Source organism: Acidimicrobiia bacterium (genome assembly GCA_035471805.1).
Lineage (GTDB): Bacteria > Actinomycetota > Acidimicrobiia > Spongiisociales > JAHEDJ01 > JAHEDJ01.
On record DATIPS010000050.1, the window covers coordinates 37,928 to 55,189 of the forward strand.

17 protein-coding genes and 2 tRNA genes are annotated in these 17,262 nt (G+C 64.6%); 13 read left to right on the forward strand and 6 right to left on the reverse strand.

The genetic code is table 11. The features are described from left to right. Positions 1–35: 35 nt before the first annotated feature. From VLT15_09960 to pknB, 6 genes are read left to right on the forward strand one after another with little or no spacing between them, the layout of a single operon-like run. Positions 36–683, forward strand: coding sequence for a DUF3662 and FHA domain-containing protein (locus tag VLT15_09960; protein ID HSR45535.1), 648 nt, complete (start codon positions 36–38; stop codon positions 681–683). A gap of 7 nt (positions 684–690) precedes the next feature. Then, positions 691–1,104 carry an FHA domain-containing protein gene (locus tag VLT15_09965; GenBank protein ID HSR45536.1) on the forward strand — a complete coding sequence of 138 codons (414 nt, stop codon included), beginning with the start codon at positions 691–693 and terminating at the stop codon, positions 1,102–1,104. Continuing rightward, entirely contained in the window at positions 1,101–1,811 is a 711-nt protein-coding gene (locus tag VLT15_09970; GenBank protein HSR45537.1) for a PP2C family serine/threonine-protein phosphatase, read from the forward strand. The genes VLT15_09965 and VLT15_09970 overlap by 4 nt, the downstream gene beginning before the upstream one ends. Beyond that, positions 1,808–3,103: an FtsW/RodA/SpoVE family cell cycle protein gene (locus VLT15_09975; protein HSR45538.1), complete on the forward strand. Its 1,296-nt coding sequence runs from the start codon at positions 1,808–1,810 to the stop codon at positions 3,101–3,103. Before VLT15_09970 ends, VLT15_09975 begins: the two co-directional genes overlap by 4 nt. Beyond that, positions 3,100–4,557: a penicillin-binding transpeptidase domain-containing protein gene (locus tag VLT15_09980; GenBank protein HSR45539.1), complete on the forward strand. Its 1,458-nt coding sequence runs from the start codon at positions 3,100–3,102 to the stop codon at positions 4,555–4,557. Before VLT15_09975 ends, VLT15_09980 begins: the two co-directional genes overlap by 4 nt. A gap of 24 nt (positions 4,558–4,581) precedes the next feature. After that, positions 4,582–6,474, forward strand: coding sequence for a Stk1 family PASTA domain-containing Ser/Thr kinase (pknB, locus tag VLT15_09985; protein HSR45540.1), 1,893 nt, complete (start codon positions 4,582–4,584; stop codon positions 6,472–6,474). A 16-nt stretch (positions 6,475–6,490) separates the two neighbouring features. Here pknB and VLT15_09990 read toward each other — a convergent pair whose 3' ends face one another. After that, positions 6,491–7,051 carry an aminodeoxychorismate/anthranilate synthase component II gene (locus VLT15_09990; protein ID HSR45541.1) on the reverse strand — a complete coding sequence of 187 codons (561 nt, stop codon included), beginning with the start codon at positions 7,049–7,051 and terminating at the stop codon, positions 6,491–6,493. A 58-nt stretch (positions 7,052–7,109) separates the two neighbouring features. On the opposite strand from VLT15_09990, the gene VLT15_09995 reads away from it, so the two are divergent. After that, the gene (locus tag VLT15_09995) at positions 7,110–7,346 is read left to right on the forward strand and encodes a cell division protein CrgA (protein HSR45542.1); all 237 of its coding nucleotides are present in this window, start codon (positions 7,110–7,112) and stop codon (positions 7,344–7,346) included. Between the two features lie 41 nt (positions 7,347–7,387). On the opposite strand, the gene VLT15_10000 is transcribed toward VLT15_09995, so the two are convergent. Both VLT15_10000 and VLT15_10005 read right to left on the reverse strand, forming a co-directional pair. Next, positions 7,388–7,630: a hypothetical protein gene (locus VLT15_10000; GenBank protein HSR45543.1), complete on the reverse strand. Its 243-nt coding sequence runs from the start codon at positions 7,628–7,630 to the stop codon at positions 7,388–7,390. A gap of 137 nt (positions 7,631–7,767) precedes the next feature. Next, positions 7,768–8,928 (reverse strand): thiolase family protein, encoded by a 1,161-nt coding sequence (locus VLT15_10005; GenBank protein HSR45544.1) that lies wholly within the window; start codon positions 8,926–8,928, stop codon positions 7,768–7,770. Positions 8,929–9,044: 116 nt separating this feature from the next. Here VLT15_10005 and VLT15_10010 point away from each other — a divergent pair. Together VLT15_10010 and VLT15_10015 are read left to right on the forward strand one after the other, a co-directional pair. Continuing rightward, positions 9,045–9,117, forward strand: a tRNA-Ala gene (locus VLT15_10010). A gap of 92 nt (positions 9,118–9,209) precedes the next feature. After that, a tRNA-Ile gene (locus VLT15_10015) sits at positions 9,210–9,284 on the forward strand. Positions 9,285–9,340: 56 nt separating this feature from the next. Here VLT15_10015 and VLT15_10020 read toward each other — a convergent pair. Then, positions 9,341–10,594 carry a hypothetical protein gene (locus VLT15_10020; protein ID HSR45545.1) on the reverse strand — a complete coding sequence of 418 codons (1,254 nt, stop codon included), beginning with the start codon at positions 10,592–10,594 and terminating at the stop codon, positions 9,341–9,343. A 352-nt stretch (positions 10,595–10,946) separates the two neighbouring features. Here VLT15_10020 and VLT15_10025 point away from each other — a divergent pair, with 352 nt between their 5' ends. From VLT15_10025 to VLT15_10040, 4 genes are all read left to right on the forward strand, one after another. Continuing rightward, a complete protein-coding gene (locus VLT15_10025) occupies positions 10,947–12,032 on the forward strand; it encodes a DUF2652 domain-containing protein (protein HSR45546.1) in 1,086 nt (361 codons plus the stop codon). 52 nt (positions 12,033–12,084) lie between these two features. After that, complete coding sequence (locus VLT15_10030) at positions 12,085–12,984, forward strand: phosphatase PAP2 family protein (GenBank protein ID HSR45547.1); 900 nt, start codon at positions 12,085–12,087, stop codon at positions 12,982–12,984. Positions 12,985–13,374: 390 nt separating this feature from the next. Then, positions 13,375–13,500 carry a hypothetical protein gene (locus VLT15_10035; GenBank protein ID HSR45548.1) on the forward strand — a complete coding sequence of 42 codons (126 nt, stop codon included), beginning with the start codon at positions 13,375–13,377 and terminating at the stop codon, positions 13,498–13,500. Further along, on the forward strand, positions 13,497–14,252 hold the full coding sequence (locus VLT15_10040; GenBank protein ID HSR45549.1) for a hypothetical protein: 756 nt from the start codon (positions 13,497–13,499) through the stop codon (positions 14,250–14,252). Before VLT15_10035 ends, VLT15_10040 begins: the two co-directional genes overlap by 4 nt. Here VLT15_10040 and VLT15_10045 read toward each other — a convergent pair. After that, positions 14,236–14,724: a DUF3566 domain-containing protein gene (locus tag VLT15_10045; GenBank protein HSR45550.1), complete on the reverse strand. Its 489-nt coding sequence runs from the start codon at positions 14,722–14,724 to the stop codon at positions 14,236–14,238. The two genes, VLT15_10040 and VLT15_10045, sit on opposite strands and share 17 nt — an antisense overlap. Before the next feature lie 108 nt (positions 14,725–14,832). Then, the gene (gene gyrA, locus VLT15_10050) at positions 14,833–17,259 is read right to left on the reverse strand and encodes a DNA gyrase subunit A (GenBank protein HSR45551.1); all 2,427 of its coding nucleotides are present in this window, start codon (positions 17,257–17,259) and stop codon (positions 14,833–14,835) included. Positions 17,260–17,262: the final 3 nt, after the last annotated feature.

The following is a 17,262-nucleotide window of genomic DNA, read 5'->3' on the forward strand; positions in this document are numbered from 1 at the left end:
CGTCGGCCCCGACCGATAAACTCCGCGTCGTGGACATGGTGCGCAATCTCGAAAGACGCCTCGAGCGCCTCGTTGAAGGCCTGGCCGGCAAGGTCTTCCGGGGACCGCTGCATCCCGTCGAGCTCGGTGCCCGCCTGGTACGGGAAGCCGACCTGGCGCTCCGGGCCGGCGCGGCGGGGCCGACGGCGCCCAACTCCTACGTTGTCCACGTGCATCCATCCGAGCTGGGGGAAGGTCTGATTCCCGATGGGCTGGTGACCGAGCTCTCCGCATATATCGAAGACACCGCCACCGAGCGGGGTTGGCGCTTGGAGGGGCCGGTCGTGGTGCATCTGGAGTTGGACAACGCAACTGCGGTAGGTTCGGTCCGGTGCCGGGCCGAGGTTGTCCCCGGGGTGCTGCCGGCCTGGGGATTCCTGGCCGGCTCCGCAACGAAGGTCGCACTTCGACACAACCGGATCGTGATCGGTCGCGGCGCGGACAGTGATCTGGTCGTCGACGATCCGACAGTGAGCAGAACACACGCACTCATCTGGCGCGAAGGAGGGTCCGTATGGGTCATGGATTCCGGTTCGTCGAATGGAACGACCGTCGACGGACTGGCGATCGATGCGCCCGCCGCCCTCGAGAACGGTTCGCTCCTGGCTTTCGGCTCGATGACCTTCACGTTCCGGAAGGAGTGATCAATCCATGCCGGCTCTGATCCTCACCCTCCTCAAGCTGATATTCGTGGCGTTGCTGTTCCTGTTCGTCTGGCAGATATCAAGGGCGATCACGAGCCACATCAGCATCGGCGTAACCCGGACCTCCACCAAGCGCTCCAAGGAGCTGGTGCTCATCCGCTCCGACGATCGGCCGGCGGAGACCTACAAAGTCGTTGACGTACTCATGTTGGGCCGCAGTCCGCAGGCAGATATCGTGGTCGACGATCCGTATGCGTCGGAGTTCCACATGCGCTTCGTCGGCGGGGATGAGGGTCTCGTCCTGCATGATCTCGGAAGCACGAACGGAACATACGTGAACGGACGCCGGGTCACGGCACCGCAGGTTCTGGTCAAGGGAGACGCAGTGCAGGTAGGCAAGACCGTGCTGGAGGTGCGATGAAGTACGTCTGGGCGATAGCGACCCACCGCGGGATGGTGCGGGAATCGAATCAGGACGCCGTGACTCCGACGTCCGGCGGGGCCGGGCCCGGACCCCTCCTGGTGGCGGTTGCCGACGGGATGGGTGGTCACGCCGGTGGTGAGGTGGCCAGCAGAATCGCCATAGAGACCGTCTCGAGCGGCAGCAAGACCCGGCTCGACGAGCGCATCCTCGATGCAAACGAGGCCATCGCGGCCGAGAGCCGGGCCGATCCGGCGCTGGCCGGAATGGGAACGACGGTGTCTGCAGCAGAGATCTCAAAGGACGGCACCGCTCTCATCGGTCACGTCGGAGACAGCAGGGTCTACCTGCTGCGCTCCGGGATTCTCCGCCAGTTGACCACCGATCACACCCTCGTGGCGCAATGGGTAGCCGAAGGCCGCCTGACGGCTCAAGAAGCGGCCGTGCACCCCCAGCGCAGCATGATCATGCGAGCAGTCGGACACGGACGTCCACTCGAAGTGGACCTCATCGAGGAACGATTACTCGACGGAGATCGTTTGATGATCTGTTCAGACGGATTGTCCGGGATGATTGATGACGAACTGATCGCCAACCTGTTGTCGAATGGCACGGTCGAAGAGTCAGTGTGGGCGCTCGTGGAAGCCGCCAACTCGGCAGGCGGACACGACAACATCACCGTGGCCGCAGTCGACGTCGGCTCGTGACCCGCTCTGCCGAGGCGGCGTTCCTGCTCGGAGCGTCCGCTCTGGCCTCGTTCGGAGTCGCCATGGCCAACCTCGCCGGCGGCGGCGGAGTCGATGCGCAGGTGGCCCTGACCTTTCTGGTCTTCCTGATCGCTTTCGGAAGCCTCCACCTCGCGCTGCGCCAGTGGGCGCCGCGGGCGAGTTTCTACCTCCTTCCCCTGGTGGCGGTGATCACAGCCGTCGGCCTCACGATGATTTACCGGCTCGACCCCGATCGTGCCGGGCTGCAGCGCTGGTGGCTCCTGATCGCCGCCGCGCTGGCCGTCGGCCTCTTGTTCGCGGTCCGCTCGACCGGGCTCGAACCCCTCCGGCGCTACCGGTATCTGCTGCTGCTCGGATCCCTGCTGCTCCTCGTGCTTCCCCTGCTGCCCGCCGACTGGTCCATCCCGTTGCGCGGCAAAACCGTCAACGGCTCGCGGCTCTGGGTCGAGTTCATCGCCGGGCCCGTCGAAATCCAGTTCCAGCCGGGAGAGATCGCCAAGCTCCTGCTCGTGGTGTTTCTCGCCTCCTACCTGGCGGAGCGGCACACGGTCCTCACCTCGGGAACTCGCACAATCGGAAGGCTGCGGCTCATAGAGCCCCGCCAGCTCGTCCCGGTCCTCGTCGCCTGGACCGCCAGTTTCGGGGTCCTCGTCTATCAACGCGATCTTGGCGCTTCCCTGCTCCTGTTCGCCGTCTTTCTCACGCTCCTGTACATGGCGACGGGAAGGGCCGCCTACCCCATCATCGGGACTGGAATGTTCTTCGTCGGCGCCTTCTTCGCCTGGCAGTCGTTTTCACACGTCGAACGCAGGGTGATCGCCTGGCTGCGTCCGTTCAGCGACTTCGACGGGGCCGGATATCAGATTGCCCAGGGGCTCTTCGCAATGGGGTCCGGGAGCCTGGCAGGATCCGGGGTCGGGCTCGGCCGGCCCGAGCTGATTCCGTTCGCGCAAACGGACTTCCTGTTCGCGGCCATCGGTGAGGAGTTGGGACTGGCCGGCGCCGTGGTGGTCCTCTGTGCTTTTGCCCTGCTGACCGCGGTCGGTTTCGGGATTGCCCTGCGGTCGCGGGACCTCTTCAGAAAGCTGCTCGCGGCCGGCCTGACCTTCGTGCTCGGCCTTCAGACCTTCCTGATCATCGGAGGCGTCGTCCGGGTGCTTCCGCTGACCGGAATCACCCTGCCGTTCATGTCGTACGGGGGGTCGTCCCTCGTTTCCAACATGGTGCTCATCGCACTCCTCGCACGCCTTTCACACGAGGAACCGGCATGAACGGTCCGATTCGCAAGGTCGCCATCGCCGTCTTCATCGCGTTCGCCGTTCTGCTGCTCGACATCACATACATTCAGGCGATTGCCGGACCCGGATACCGCGACGATCCGCGCAACCCGCGTGTCCAGATCGGGATCGCCGGAAAGGAACGTGGACTCATTCTCGACGCGGGCGGGGTCCAGCTGGCCAGATCAGAGGCTCTGGAAGACGACCCCAACCTGTTCGTGAGGGTCTATCCCGAAGGTCCCCTCTTCGCGCACAGCGTCGGATTCACTTCGAGCTTGTTCGGCGATTGGGGCCTCGAGTCGAGCTACGCCACCGAACTCCGCTCGAAGCGCGACCTGACGATATCCGACCTCATCGACGCCTTGCTCGGCCGGGACCTGCAGGCTCAGAACCTCGAACTGACTCTCGTGGCAGAGCTGCAGAGAGTGGCGGTCGAGAGCCTCGGCGATCAGGCCGGCGCGGTGGTGGCCCTCGATCCCTCGACCGGAGCCGTCCTCGCCTTTGTCTCGTCTCCAACTTTCGACCCGAACTCGATCATCGCCAAGTCTGCAACGCCGGCCTGGGAGGCACTGGCGGCCGACCCCGCCGAACCCCTGAAGGACCGCGTGTCGCGGGAGAGCTATGCCCCCGGATCCACCTTCAAGGTCATAACTGCAGCCGCGGCCATCGAGGCGGGGGTGGCCGGACCCGATACCACCTTCGCCAATCCGCCGCAGCTCGAACTCCCCGGATCAACTGCGGTCATCCGCAACTTCGCCGGAACCCTGTGCGGCGACGGCGACGAGGTGACGCTCAGAGAGGCGTTCCGTCGATCATGCAACACCGTTTTCGGGCAACTCGCCATGGACCTCGGTGCATCCGTGCTCGAGCAACAAGCTGAAGCCTTCGGATTCAACCGGCAGGTCCCGTTCGAGTGGGAGACCCTGACCGCATCCTTCCCGACCGCCGCCACTCTCAGTTCGAACCTGCCGGCACTGGCCCAGAGCGGCCTCGGACAGCGAGACGTGCAGGCGACTCCTCTCCTGATGGCGATGGTGGCGGCCACCATCGGCAACGGGGGTTTGCAGATGGAGCCGTACATGGTCGCCCGCACCTACGACGCGGCCGGCGACATCGTCGACGAGCACCAGCCGTCCGTATGGGCGACTCCCATCTCTCCCGCAACCGCCGACGTTGTCGCAGCAATGATGGAGCAGGTAGTGGCAAGCGGAACCGCCACACGGGCCGCAGTGACGGGCGTGCGCGTGGCCGGCAAGACGGGCACCGCCGAAACAGAGATCGGCCCGCCCCACGCCTGGTTCATCGGCTTCGCTCCCGTCGACAATCCGACCATCGCCCTGGCCGTTGTCGTGGAAGAAGGCGGAGACGCCGGAGAGAACGCCACCGGCGGCTCCGTCGCCGCGCCGGTGGCGAAGAGGCTCTTCGAGTTCTGGCTCCTGAATCGATGACAATGACCCCTACAATCACACCGAATGATGACCCAACGCACGCTCGCTGATCGGTACGAGCTCGTCTCCCACATCGCAAGAGGGGGGATGGCCGACGTCTATGAAGCGCGCGACACGCTCCTCGGACGGAGAGTCGCCGTCAAGGTCCTCCACTCGCAGTTCAGCTCCGACGAGGCCTTCGTCAAACGTTTCCGGCGCGAGGCACAGGCAGCGGCCAACCTGAGCCATCCCAATATCGTCTCGATCTACGACTGGGGCGAAGACGGCGACACCTACTTCATCGTGATGGAGCTGATCGAGGGACGCACCTTGCGGGACGTCCTGAAGAGCGAGCGCCGGCTGCTCCCCCGTCGTGCCAGCGAGATCGGTGCCGAGGTCGCCGCGGCACTCTCCGTCGCGCACAGAGCCGGCCTGGTTCACCGGGACATCAAGCCCGGCAACATTCTTCTCGCCCCCGATGGGACGGTGCGCGTCACCGACTTCGGCATCGCCCGCGCCTGGGATGACTCACAGGAACTCACCAAGACCGGCGCGGTGATCGGAACGGCCACCTACTTCAGCCCGGAGCAAGCCCAGGGAATGACGGCCGACGAACGCTCCGACCTCTACTCGCTCGGAGTCGTCATCTACGAGATGATCACCGGTTCGCCTCCCTTCACCGGAGACAGCCCGGTTGCGGTGGCATACCAGCACGTGTCCACTCCCGTCACCCCGCCCTCAACGCTCAACCCGGACATCCCGGCGGACCTCGAATCGATCATCAGCAAGGCGCTCGGCAAGGAGCCGGAGAGCCGCCATCAGACGGCCGACGAAATGCGGGCAGAGCTACTGCGCTTCTTGAGGGGAGAGGCGCCCGCCACCGTTCCCGGCTCCGATGCCCCGACGCAGATGATGCCACCCGTTACCCCACCGACGGTTCCGCCGGACGAGACCTACCGCCGGCTCGCCGAGGAACGGCCGCCCAGCCAGGTCCCCTTCATTCTGACCGCCTTCGCCCTGCTCGTTGCATTGGGAGTCGGTTTGTTCCTCATCTTCGACCTCATGAACAGCGGCACCAGCGACGGGGTCGAGCTGGTCGCAGTTCCCGAAGTTGCCGGCCTGGAGCAAGATGCTGCTCTGGCTTTGCTGCAGGACGCAGGCTTGAAGGTGCGGCCGGTCAACCAGGCCGATCCCGAGGTACCCTCCGGATACGTCATAGGCACCGATCCGGCTGCCGGCGAGCAGGTCGACGCCGGCGGTTACGTCAACGTGCTGGTCTCAACGGGCGTCGGGGCGGCGAACGTGCCGCGCGTCGTGGGCGAGACACTCACCGAAGCAATGCGTCTCATCAACCTGAACGGCCTGACGGTGGGTGTCGTGCACGAAGAGCCCAACGACGTCCAGCCGTCCGGCACCGTGATAGACCAGAGCCCCGCCGCCGGCCAGAAGCAGCCACCGCAGACGGCCATCGACCTGTGGGTGTCGACCGGACCGAACTCTGTGCTCCTGGAGGATTTCCGGGGTCGCCCCGAGATCGACGCAACTTTCGTGATCGAGAACGCCGGCCTGATCGTGGAGCGGGACGAGGAGTTCGACGAAGAGGTCGAAGAGGGGCGGGTTGCCAGGACGGAACCACAGGCGGGAACGCTGGTCCCGGCCGGTTCGACCGTCAAGCTCTGGATCTCGCTCGGACCCGAACCCGTGCTGGTTCCCAACATCGTCGGAATGACGCCGGAGGCGGCCCGCGCCGCGCTCGAAGCGGTGAACCTCGTCTATCGGGAGAGCGTCACCACGGTCCAGGTCGAGGAAGCTTTCAACGGGCTGGTCGCGGAGCAATCGATCGGTGCCGGTACCGAGGTAGACCCGGGCACCATGATCACCGCCACAATCGGCGAGGCTCCTCCACCGACGACCACGACAACAACCCTCGCCCCGTAGCCGTCCGGGCCGGGGATCAGTTGAGGAAGTTGGAAAGCAGCTTCTTGCCTTCGAAGGTCAGCACGCTCTCCGGATGAAACTGCACGCCGCTCATCGGGAGCTCGCGATGGCGTATGCCCTGGATCACGCCGTCGTCTTCGCTCCATGCGCAGGCTTCCAGTTCCTCGGGCAGCTCAACGACGGCCAGCGAGTGGTAGCGGGTCGCGATGAACGGGGTGCTCAGGCCGGCGAAGACGCCCTTGCCGTCGTGCCGGATCTCCGACGTCTTGCCATGTCTCGGCTCCGGTGCAAGATCAACCCTCCCCCCGAATGCGGCCGCAACCGCCTGGTGGCCGAGACAAACGCCGAGACTCGGGATCTCGGTGCCCAGCGTCTGCAGGAACTCGACCGACCTGCCCGCGTTCTCAGGCCGCCCGGGGCCGGGCGAGATCAAGAGACGGTCGGGCTTCAGGGAACCGGCTTCGACGGGAGTGATCTCATCGTTGCGCACGACCACCGGGTCGGCGCCCAGCTCACCCAGGTACTGCACGAGGTTGTAGGTGAACGAGTCGTAATTGTCGACGACGAGTATCCGCATGAGAGATGAGCATACCTTTGGTCGTTGGGACACAAGCAGACGACTACGCTGTACGCCCATGCCTGAATCAAAGCGACGCAAACCCAAGTACATGGGCCCCACCCCATCACGGAAACCCAAAGAAGTGACCCGCGAGCCGTCACCTTCCTGGTACGTGGTGCTGATGTTCGCGATGATGGCGCTGGGGGTGAGCCTCGTCTTGCTCCGCTACTTCCTGAGCTGGGACAACATCGTGCTTGTGGCCGGTCTCGGATTCATCGCCGGTGGGTTCCTGATGACGACCGGATATCGGTAGCCCCACCCCGAGGATCGGATCTCAGCCGACGGCCGGCCGTCTCACTGCCCGCCCGGGACTTCGTCCATCTCTTCGCGGCAGTGCTTCGGCGCGGAAGCCTCGCTGGTCGACACCGCCGTCATCGTCACCTCGGTGCCGCATATCGAGCACCGGTACTTCGTGTCGGCGGTCACTATCGAACCCGGATCGATCTCCGGAGGCGGCTCGGCGAGCATCCGGATAACGCGGATCGCCACCGTCCAGATGGCAACGCCGACCGCGAGCGCAATGAGGAACTTCAGCATGGCACGATTCTTCGTCCCCGGCCGCATGTTGCAGAGGACGGCCGCATTTCGCCCGTGCCGGGTGGCCGGTCGGCGGTGGTCGATCGGCGGCTGCGCGGCACGGCCGTCACCTCATCTCCACAGATGCCGGACCTCCATCAGACGAGCTCCAGGATCGTGGCGTTGGCCATGCCGCCGCCTTCGCACATGACCTGCAGGCCGTAGCGACTTCCGGTTCGTTGCATCTCGTGAACGAGCGTCGTCATCAAACGCGCTCCCGAGGCACCGAGCGGGTGACCAAGCGCAACCGCACCGCCGTTCACGTTCGTTCGCTCCCACAGGGCGTCGGGATCACCGTGACCGTGCTCCCGGCGCCATGCTGCGATCACCGTGGCGAAGGCCTCATTGACCTCGAACAGGTCGATGTCGTCGACCGACATGCCTGCCTTGTTCAAGACCTTGCTGGTGGCCGGAATCGGAGCGCTCAGCATGATGACGGGATCCGCAGCCGTGACCGCAAAAGCCTTGAACCGGGCCATCGGTCGGTAGCCGAGCTCATCGGCGACGTCCTCGCCCATGATGAGCAGGGCGGCCGCACCATCGGAAATCTGTGAAGAGTTGCCAGCAGTGACGACACCGTCCTCCCTGAACGCCGGCTTCAACCCTGCCAGCTTCTCGAGCGATGTATCCCACCTGATGCCGCCGTCCTGTTTGACGATTCCCTCCGAAGTGTCGACCGGGACTATCTGCTGGTCGAAGCGGCCCTCTTCCGTCGCTCGCCCGGCACGCTGATGGGACTCCAACGAGATCTGGTCCACCTCGTCCCGGCCGATGCCCCACTTGTCGGCGATCATCTCCGCCGACAGACCCTGCGGAACCAGCCGGTGGTCGTAGCGGTCGCTCATGCGTGGACCGAACGGTACGCCGGGACCCTGTGCATTTGATCCCATCGGGACCCGGGTCATCGATTCGATGCCGGCAGCCACGACAACGTCGTACGCACCGGCCATCACTCCCTGGGCTGCGAAGTGGGCAGCCTGCTGGGACGAGCCGCATTGACGATCGACCGTCGTGCCCGGGACCTCCTCGGGATAGCCGGCCGCCAGCGCGGCATTGCGGGCGATGTTTATCCCCTGCTCTCCGGTCTGCGTGACGCATCCCATGATCACGTCGTCGATGCGGCCGGGGTCGAGGTCGTTGCGCTCGACGACTGCCTTGAGCGCCTCCGACGCCAGATCCACCGCATGCAGGTCCTTCAAGAAACCGCCGCGCCTTCCAACCGGGGTACGCACGGCATCGACGATCACGGCATTCCTCATGAGGGCTCCTTCGTCCACGTGTGAGGTACATCGTACGCCGCAACGAGCCGGCCGGCCGCCGTGACCCTCCACCGTCTGGCATCATCGGAATACCGACGTATCATGTGGCAAACCAAGGGGATGTAGCTCAGTTGGCAGAGCACCTGCTTTGCAAGCAGGGGGTCGTCGGTTCAAGTCCGATCATCTCCACGCCGGTGGCCTCGGACCACCTTCAATCCGGCCCATCGGGCAGATCCACCGGATGGGCCCTGCGGGTCAGCTGGTATGATCCAGTCCCTCACGGGCCCATAGCTCAGCTTGGTTAGAGCGCATCCCTGATAAGGATGAGGCCCCTGGTTCAAGTCCAGGTGGGCCCACGACGAAAACCCCTGTATGCAGGGGTTTTCGCAGATCCTTCTTCCCCGGTCGCCCGTCAACCAACCGTCGCGGCGGTGACCGTGCCTCCGGTGATCGTCAGGTTGACGCGCGAGGTGCTGTAGTCGTCGGTCGCGGGGAACTGCTCGCCGTCACGAGAAACTACCCGCACCTCCCAGCCGCGCTCTGCGGCCACGGCCAGCGCCTCGTCCTCAGAGAGCCCCACGAGAGCGGCGGCATCCGCTTCGCTGATCGCCGTATCGTCGTACACGACATCAGGAGGCAGCGGAGCAGGCTCGTCTATCGCCGGATCGACCAGGGCGTATTCGACGATCAGGTACTCGTCCGTGACCGCGGGCACCGTGTAACGGCCACCGTCGGCGTCCAGGAACGTGAAAGCCGGGAGGAGCCAGGCGCTGCCGTCGGAGTCCCACGTCCACCAGAGCTCCTGGCGTACGCTGGTGATGGTCACCTGAACATGCTCCGGCTCGACCGGCAGCGACTCGCAGTCCGCCGCCTCCTCACAGCTCAGTTCCGGAGCTCCGATACCGATGGTGTCCTCCACAAGCGGCATGATGCCGCCGTAGTAGCCGTCCTGCAGGCGGGCAACGGCAGTTTCCAGATCGATGAGCGGATACGGTCCCACCTCGACCGGTTGAGCCAGCACGCCTCCCGCGTAGTCGAGACGGCCCTCGGCGCCGAAGCCGAAGTACCAGCCGATCGGCGAGACCGACTCGTTCAGCCGTTGCATCGCCGACACGGATGCAAACCACTCGTCCGCGTAGACCTCGAGTTCGAAATCGGCCGGATCTGCACCGACCTTGCGGAGCAGCTCTACCGCCCGGGAGCGGGCTTGTTCCGACGTCAGCACGCCGGTGGGGGGCTTTGGCTCCTCGTAAACGCATTCCTCGGCCGGATCACCGGAGGCACCGGACTCGTCGCCCGGCTCGACGGAAGGCACAACGGCGTCGCTACCGTCGTCCACGGGAGCCACCTCCGTGACCGTGGCACACTCCACCCTCGTGGCGGTCACCGGCGCATACGGGGCGTTGAACCACCAGCTGAGCTGCCCGTCCGCCGCGACCCACAAGGCCGGCCCGGAGCCGTCGTCCGGACCCACCGTCCAGCCCCCTCCCTGCTCGACCGACCTCTCGACGGGATCGCCCTCCACCCCGAGTGCCGCGGCTATCTGGGCTATGCGGTCCATGTCGGGGACGGCGTCCGGCGGGTACTGCCATCCATTGGCCTCAACGGGAAGAGGAGACAAGCCGGTTCCGACGACGAAGTCGTAGACCACCCAGGGGGCGATCATTCCCATGCTTGGCGCAGCTTCGCCGACGGCAAGGGTATCGGCAGCTTGCAGGCCAGGCCCGGCGGGACCGGAGCCGGCACCACCCGAGACATGAACGGGTATCGGGGCCATCAACTCCGGGGAAGAGGTGGATTGCGTCGCGCCGTCCGCGCAGGCAGACAGCATCAAGGCCGTTGCCAGGCCCAACGCAACTAGCGGTCTTTGAAGGTATCGGTCGTATGTCATACAGATTGGACGGCGCACAGCACGTCCTGGTTCCCGGGCCGTCGAACCGGCAGCCCTCTTCCTCCCGGATCTGACGGCGCGCACGCCCCCGAACGCCTTGCGCCCTCCCCCGACTACCCTCTCCCGAATGGCATTCGACATGGGCGCACTCGAGAGGGGATGTTTGCTTCTCGCCGATATCTCGGGATACACCGAGTACATGGGCGGAAGTGAACTCATGCACGCCCAAGACGTCGTCGCAGACCTCCTGGAGACGATCGTCGGCACCATCGAACCGGTGTTCAAGCTCTCGAAACTCGAGGGCGACGCCGCATTCGCCTACGCAGATCGGGCGTCCATCAATCCGGCGATCGTTCTGGACACCGTCGAGTCGGCCTATTTCGCATTCCAGAAGCGGCTGCGGGACATCACCCACTCGACGACTTGCGAATGCAACGCCTGTATTCGCATCCCAAGCCTCGACCTGAAATTCTTCGTCCACGACGGCGAATACGTAGTGCGCCATATCGCCCGTTCCGAGGAACTCGCCGGGCCGGACGTGATCCTCGTTCACCGCCTGATGAAGGGCACGTCGGGCGCCACGGTCGGAATACCCGCCTACGCCGTGTTCACGGCAACGACACTCGAGACGATGGGGATGGATCCCGCCATCCTCGGATTCGTCTCGCACACCGAGAGCTTCTCCGACATCGGCGACGTGCCCGTCTACGTCCACGATCTGACCACCCGGTGGGCGCTCGAGAAGGAACGGAGCCGGGACTTCATCGCCGGCGACCAAGCCGCTCACGAGAACACGATTGAGACGACGGCTCCGCCGCCCCTCGTTTGGGAGTACCTGACCAGCCCCACGAAGCGGATCCTCTGGCAGAAGCACGTCACCGGCGTCGAAACCCAAACGGAAGGCCGTTTCGGGCTGGGGAGCATCAACCACTGCATGCACGGAGCCGACATAACCATCGAGCACGTGGCCGACTGGAGACCTTTCACCTACATCACCACCCGCTACGAGGGTGAGGGCTACGAAGGCGTGCGAAGGCTCGGCTTCACCTACCAGTTGGACGAGATGGGATCGGGCACGAGGCTCACGACCAGGATCGAAAGCCCGGGAGACGAGCAGTGGGCCGTCATCGGAGAAGGGCTGGCCGAAATCACGGTCGCCAACACTCAACACCTGCTCGAGGAACTCGAGAAAGCCACCCGCCAGGCGACCTGATGTCCGGCCTCTGATGCTCTAGGTTGTCGCGGACGACGGACGGAGAAACGAAATGGACGGGATGCTCGATTGGGGCATCGACGTGGTCCTGTGGTTCCAGCAGACCAGCCCTGCTCTCGATGGCCTCTTCAAGTTCCTCACGTTTCTCGGAGACGAAGAGTTCTATCTCGTTCTCCTGCCGCTCGTCTACTGGAGCATCGATCGTGCAACCGGCGTCAGGTTGATGCTCATTGCCTTGTTCTCCAGTCTCGTGAACGCCACCGCCAAGGAGCTCGGAGGACAGCCCCGGCCGTTCGGATACGACGATCGCGTCGTCCCTCTGGTCGATGCCGGCGGATACGGTCTACCCAGCGGCCACGCGCAGGGAGCCGTCGTCGTATGGGGCTTCATCGGCCTCGAGGCCCGCCGCCGGTGGATGTGGGCGGTTGCCGTCGCTCTGATGCTGGGCATCGGGCTGTCGCGGATCTACCTCGGCGTCCACTTCCCGACCGATGTATTGGGCGGGGCAATACTCGGGCTGGCTCTGCTCTTCGCCTGGAAACGGTACGGCCACCGCGCCGAGCGCTGGTTCTGTGCCCTGACGACTGCCGCACAGTTGCTGCTGGCGGCTGCCGTACCGCTCGTCGTGATGATGGCGTTCCCCGCCGAGGACGTCGTGACCGCCTCGGCGACGTTCCTCGGAATGAGCACCGGTGTGGTTCTCGAGCGCCGCCACCTCGGCTTCGAGACGGCCGGCCCCATTACGTCGAGAGCCCTCCGGTTCCTGGTCGGCGGTCTGCTCCTGGCGGGATTGTGGCTCGGCCTGCGCACTCTCTTCGCCGGCCTCGAGCCCGCCCTGCTTCTCCGGCTGGTCCGTTACGCGCTCGTGGGCTTCTGGGGAGCGTTCGGTGCCCCGTGGCTATTCCTGCGCCTCTCCCTGGCCGATCGAGCCACTTCACCGGTAAACGAGTGAATCCTCCCGATATCGGGAGGATTCACCTCAGTTCCCCACAACCCCCTCAAACCTATACCACCTGCCGCGAGATTGCGGGGAAGCCCCACGACAGCGAGCGCCCGGGTTGGAATCCGGACGCTCGTGCCCGAGCCCGGGCAGTCGCGAACACGCCGGAAGAGTCCTTGGGGAACCACGTGCTCTCCCTGCCCGGAAGGCCTCCTCGGTCCAATCGAACCCAAGGTACCAACTCGCCCCCAAATACTACGCAGAGTGGCCGCCTGGGGGAATGGGTCGTCCGGCCCATTTCGCCGGGCTTCTGACTTTCTCAGCAATACTGATGCTCTCAGGCAACCACAGTATTGCTGAGAAATGTATCCGGCCTGGGAGGGAGCCCTACACTCACTCGATGTGAAGTCACGATCTCTGCTTCTCCTGGGTGGAATCCTCGCCGCAGCCCTGGTGCTGGCATTTCGGGCGCGGCAGACAACTCCGCCTGCAGTCCCGTCTGGAACGTGGACACCCAGCAACCAATGAGGATCGCGCTTGCCGCTTCCGGTTCGCTGGGCCTGAGGTCCGGGCGGGTGCTTCTGGCCGACGCGCGTATCGGCTCGCTCGGAGTGCTGGGCAGGCAGTTCCAGTCCCAGGACTCGCGGGTCGTTTCAATCGATTCTCTCGACGGCTGGGACCTGGTCGTATCCGATGCTTCACCGGGCGAGGCTCCGTTCGAGGAGGCTCTCCGCACCGGGATCCCCCTCATCTCCCCTCACACCGCCGAAGAACTCGCAGAGGTAGCTGGAAGCGCCCCCATGCTCGCCGCGGCGTCTCCCCGCTCGGGACTGCCGGCTGCGCTCGTTATCGAGGCTATGGGCCGCCTGGACGCCGTTACGGCCGCCTCAGTTGCGATCACCGTCCCGGCCAGGCGAATCCCACATCGTTTCGCCGTGTCGTTCCCGACTCCCGTCGGCGGCCTGTGGTCGGAGAGAACCGACGCGCCCGTCTCGATCCCCAACGTTCCGCACTTTTTCGAGGCCCCCTACGACGGGCCGCTCTTCGGGATCACGGTGAGCGCCGAGGGAACCATCGCCGGGGAGTCGGCCACGGTCGTGCGCGGCATCGTCGACGATCCCGAGTTTCTCGCGGCTATCGCATTGGCCGGGGCTGCTTTGATGCTGATCGATGGCGCATTGCCCGACGGGACCACCGAGGTGCAGGACGAAGCTGCCTGCTATCTCGAAGCTTGTGCCGGCGCCGGAATGGGCGTGGCGTCGTTCAACCCCGGGTCTTAGCTACTTCCTGCGTGGGCTCGTCGAGGATCACCGACGGCTTCGCCGGGGGCGGAACCCCGTTCGAGGGCCAACCGGCCGGCACCCGGGGCTGGGGAGCCGACGGAACGTTCATCGTCTCCTCCAACACGACGACCTCGATGCCGCCGACCACATCGCTGACCAGGTTGTACATGACTGCGGTCAACGTCGTCATACCGGTCATGAACACGGTCCAGGCAATCGCCAGGAAGACGGAAGACCGGAGCAGTTGCTCGCTGTCCGGAATGATGTTGGTCGAGTCGAAGAGGGCCAGTTCTGCGAAGAAAGTCTCGATCTTCTGAGGGATCTCAACGGCATTGATGACGGACCATACGATCACGAGACCGAGCACCAGAGCGAGACCCATGACGGTGTACAACACCAGCGAGACCTTCAAGACGGTCCACGGATCGAATTTTCTGATGATTCTGCGTACCCGTCTCACCGACGTCATCGCACTCCTTGCTGAACGCCGCGATTGTACCGGCATCTGGCGATTGTCCGGGGGATACCGTCTCGTTCAACGTCCTGCGAACGCGCCCGGTTCCCGAACGGGGCCCGTTTACTCTTCGTCGTTCTCGACCGGAGCGAAGGCACTGACCGATACCCCTTCCGGCAATCTGATCACCTTGACGCCGCTTGCCTCGCGTTTCTGCCGGCTGACAGAGTCGACCTTCGTCCGGATGGCGACGCCGTTGGAGGCGATCACGAACACCTCCATGCCCTTGGTCACGGCCCGTGCCCCCGCGACGATGCCGCGCACTTTGGTCAGCTTGATCGACTTCACGCCTATTCCGCCCCGCTTCTGGTCGCGGAACTGATCCATTGCGGTCCGTTTCCCGTAGCCGCCGGAGGTGAGGATCAGCACATGGTCTCCGTCGGCGCTCGATGCCGCCGCCACGACCCGGTCTCCTGCCCTGAGCTTGATTCCGCGCACACCCTGGGTAGCCCGTCCCATCGGACGGAGCTCGGACTCCTTGAAGCGGATACCCATTCCGTTCTCGGTGAAGATGAGCAGATCGTTGTCGCCCATCGTCGTCCGAACCGCCACCACCTCGTCTCCCGCCTGGAGCTTGATGGCAACGAGGCTCGACTGGCGCGAGTCGTACTCGCTGAACAACGTCTTCTTCACCACACCCTTGCGAGTCACCATCACCAGGTAGCGCGAAGTTTCGTAGTCCCGGGTATCGACGATGGCCTCGACCCTCTCGTCCGGCTCAATTGGCAGGACCGCCTGGGCCAGCACACCCTTGGCCGTGCGCGCCTGGCGCGGAATGGCATGGGCCTTGATCCGGTGCACTTTTCCTTTGTTCGTGAAGAACAGGAGATACGCATGAGCGGTCGTATGGACCATATGGTCGACGACGTCGTCCTCGCGCAGCTCTGCGGCCTTCACTCCCCTGCCGCCGCGTCCCTGTAGCCGGTAGGCGCCCGCCAGGACGGACTTCAAGTAGCCGCCGTTGCTCACCGTGACAATGAGCTCGTCGTCTGCGATCAGGTCCTCCAGGGAGAGGTCACCCTCATCGACAACGATCCGCGATCTCCGCGGCTCGGCGAACTTCTCCCGGATCTCGATCAACTCCTCCTTGATGATGGCCCTGCGCAGCAGCGGGTCGGCCAGAATCGCCTCGAGTTCGGCGATGATCGCGTGCTGCTCCGCCAGCTCTGCCCGCAGCTTCTCGGTTTCGAGGGCGGTGAGCCTCCGGAGGGGCATGTCGAGGATTGCGTTCGCCTGAATCTCGCTGAGCCGGAACCGCTCCATCAAGGCTTCCCGCGCGCTCGAGGTATCCGAGGACCCTCGAATGATCCTGACGACCTCGTCGATGTTGTCGACGGCGACGATCAGTCCCTCGAGGATATGGGCGCGGGCCTTCGCCTTGGCCAGACGGAACTGGGTCCGCCGCTCGATGACCTCCATCTGATGATCGAGGTAGTAGCCGATCAGCTCACCGAGGTTCAACGTCCTCGGGATGCCGTCCACCAGGGCGACGGTATTGACGCCGAAACTGTCCTGCAGCTGGGTCATCTTGAAGAGCTGATTGAGCACGACCTGCGGAACGGCGTCCTTCTTCAGCTCGATCACGAGACGGGTACCCACCCGCGCTGATGAGTCGTTGCGCAGATCGGAGATCCCCACGATCTTCTTCTCGTGAACCAATGCGGCGATCTTTTCGAGCACCCTGTCCTTGGAGACCTGATAGGGAAGCTCCGTGACGACGATTGCGTTGCGGCCCTTCCGCACCTCCTGCACGTCGGTGACGGCCCGCATCTTGACCGACCCGCGTCCGGTCGTGAGCGCTTCCCGGATCCCGGCCGTTCCCACGATGTAGGCACCCGTCGGAAAATCGGGCCCCTTCACAAACTGCATCAGGTCCTCGACCGACGCGTCGGGATTGTCGATCGCGTAGACGCAGGCGTCGATGATCTCACCGAGGTTGTGCGGAGGGATGTTCGTTGCCATTCCCACCGCGATGCCCTGGGACCCGTTGACGAGCAGGTTCGGGAACCTGGAAGGCAGAACCGTCGGCTCCTGATGCTCACCGTCGTAGTTCTCCGCGAAATCGACCGTGTCTTCAGCGATGCTCTCCAGCAGCTTGGTGGAGATCGGGGCTAGGCGGCACTCGGTGTAGCGCATCGCGGCCGGTGGATCGTCGATGGTCCCGAAGTTTCCCTGCGGATCGACGAGCGGGTGGCGAAGCGAGAAGGCCTGGCCCAGGCGGACCAGCGCGTCGTAGATAGCGTCGTTCGAGTGAGGATGGAACTTGGCCATCGTGTCACCGACGACGGTGGCGCTCTTCTTGTGGCGCGAACCTGCCCCCATGTTCGCTTCGTTCATCGCGTAGATGATCCGCCGCTGAACGGGCTTCAACCCGTCGCGGACGTCCGGCAGGGCCCTCGATACGATGACGGACATGGCGTAGTCGACGAACGACTGTGCCATCTCATCGTTGATGTCTATCTCGCGGATATTCCCGTGTGGATCGGTCATGCG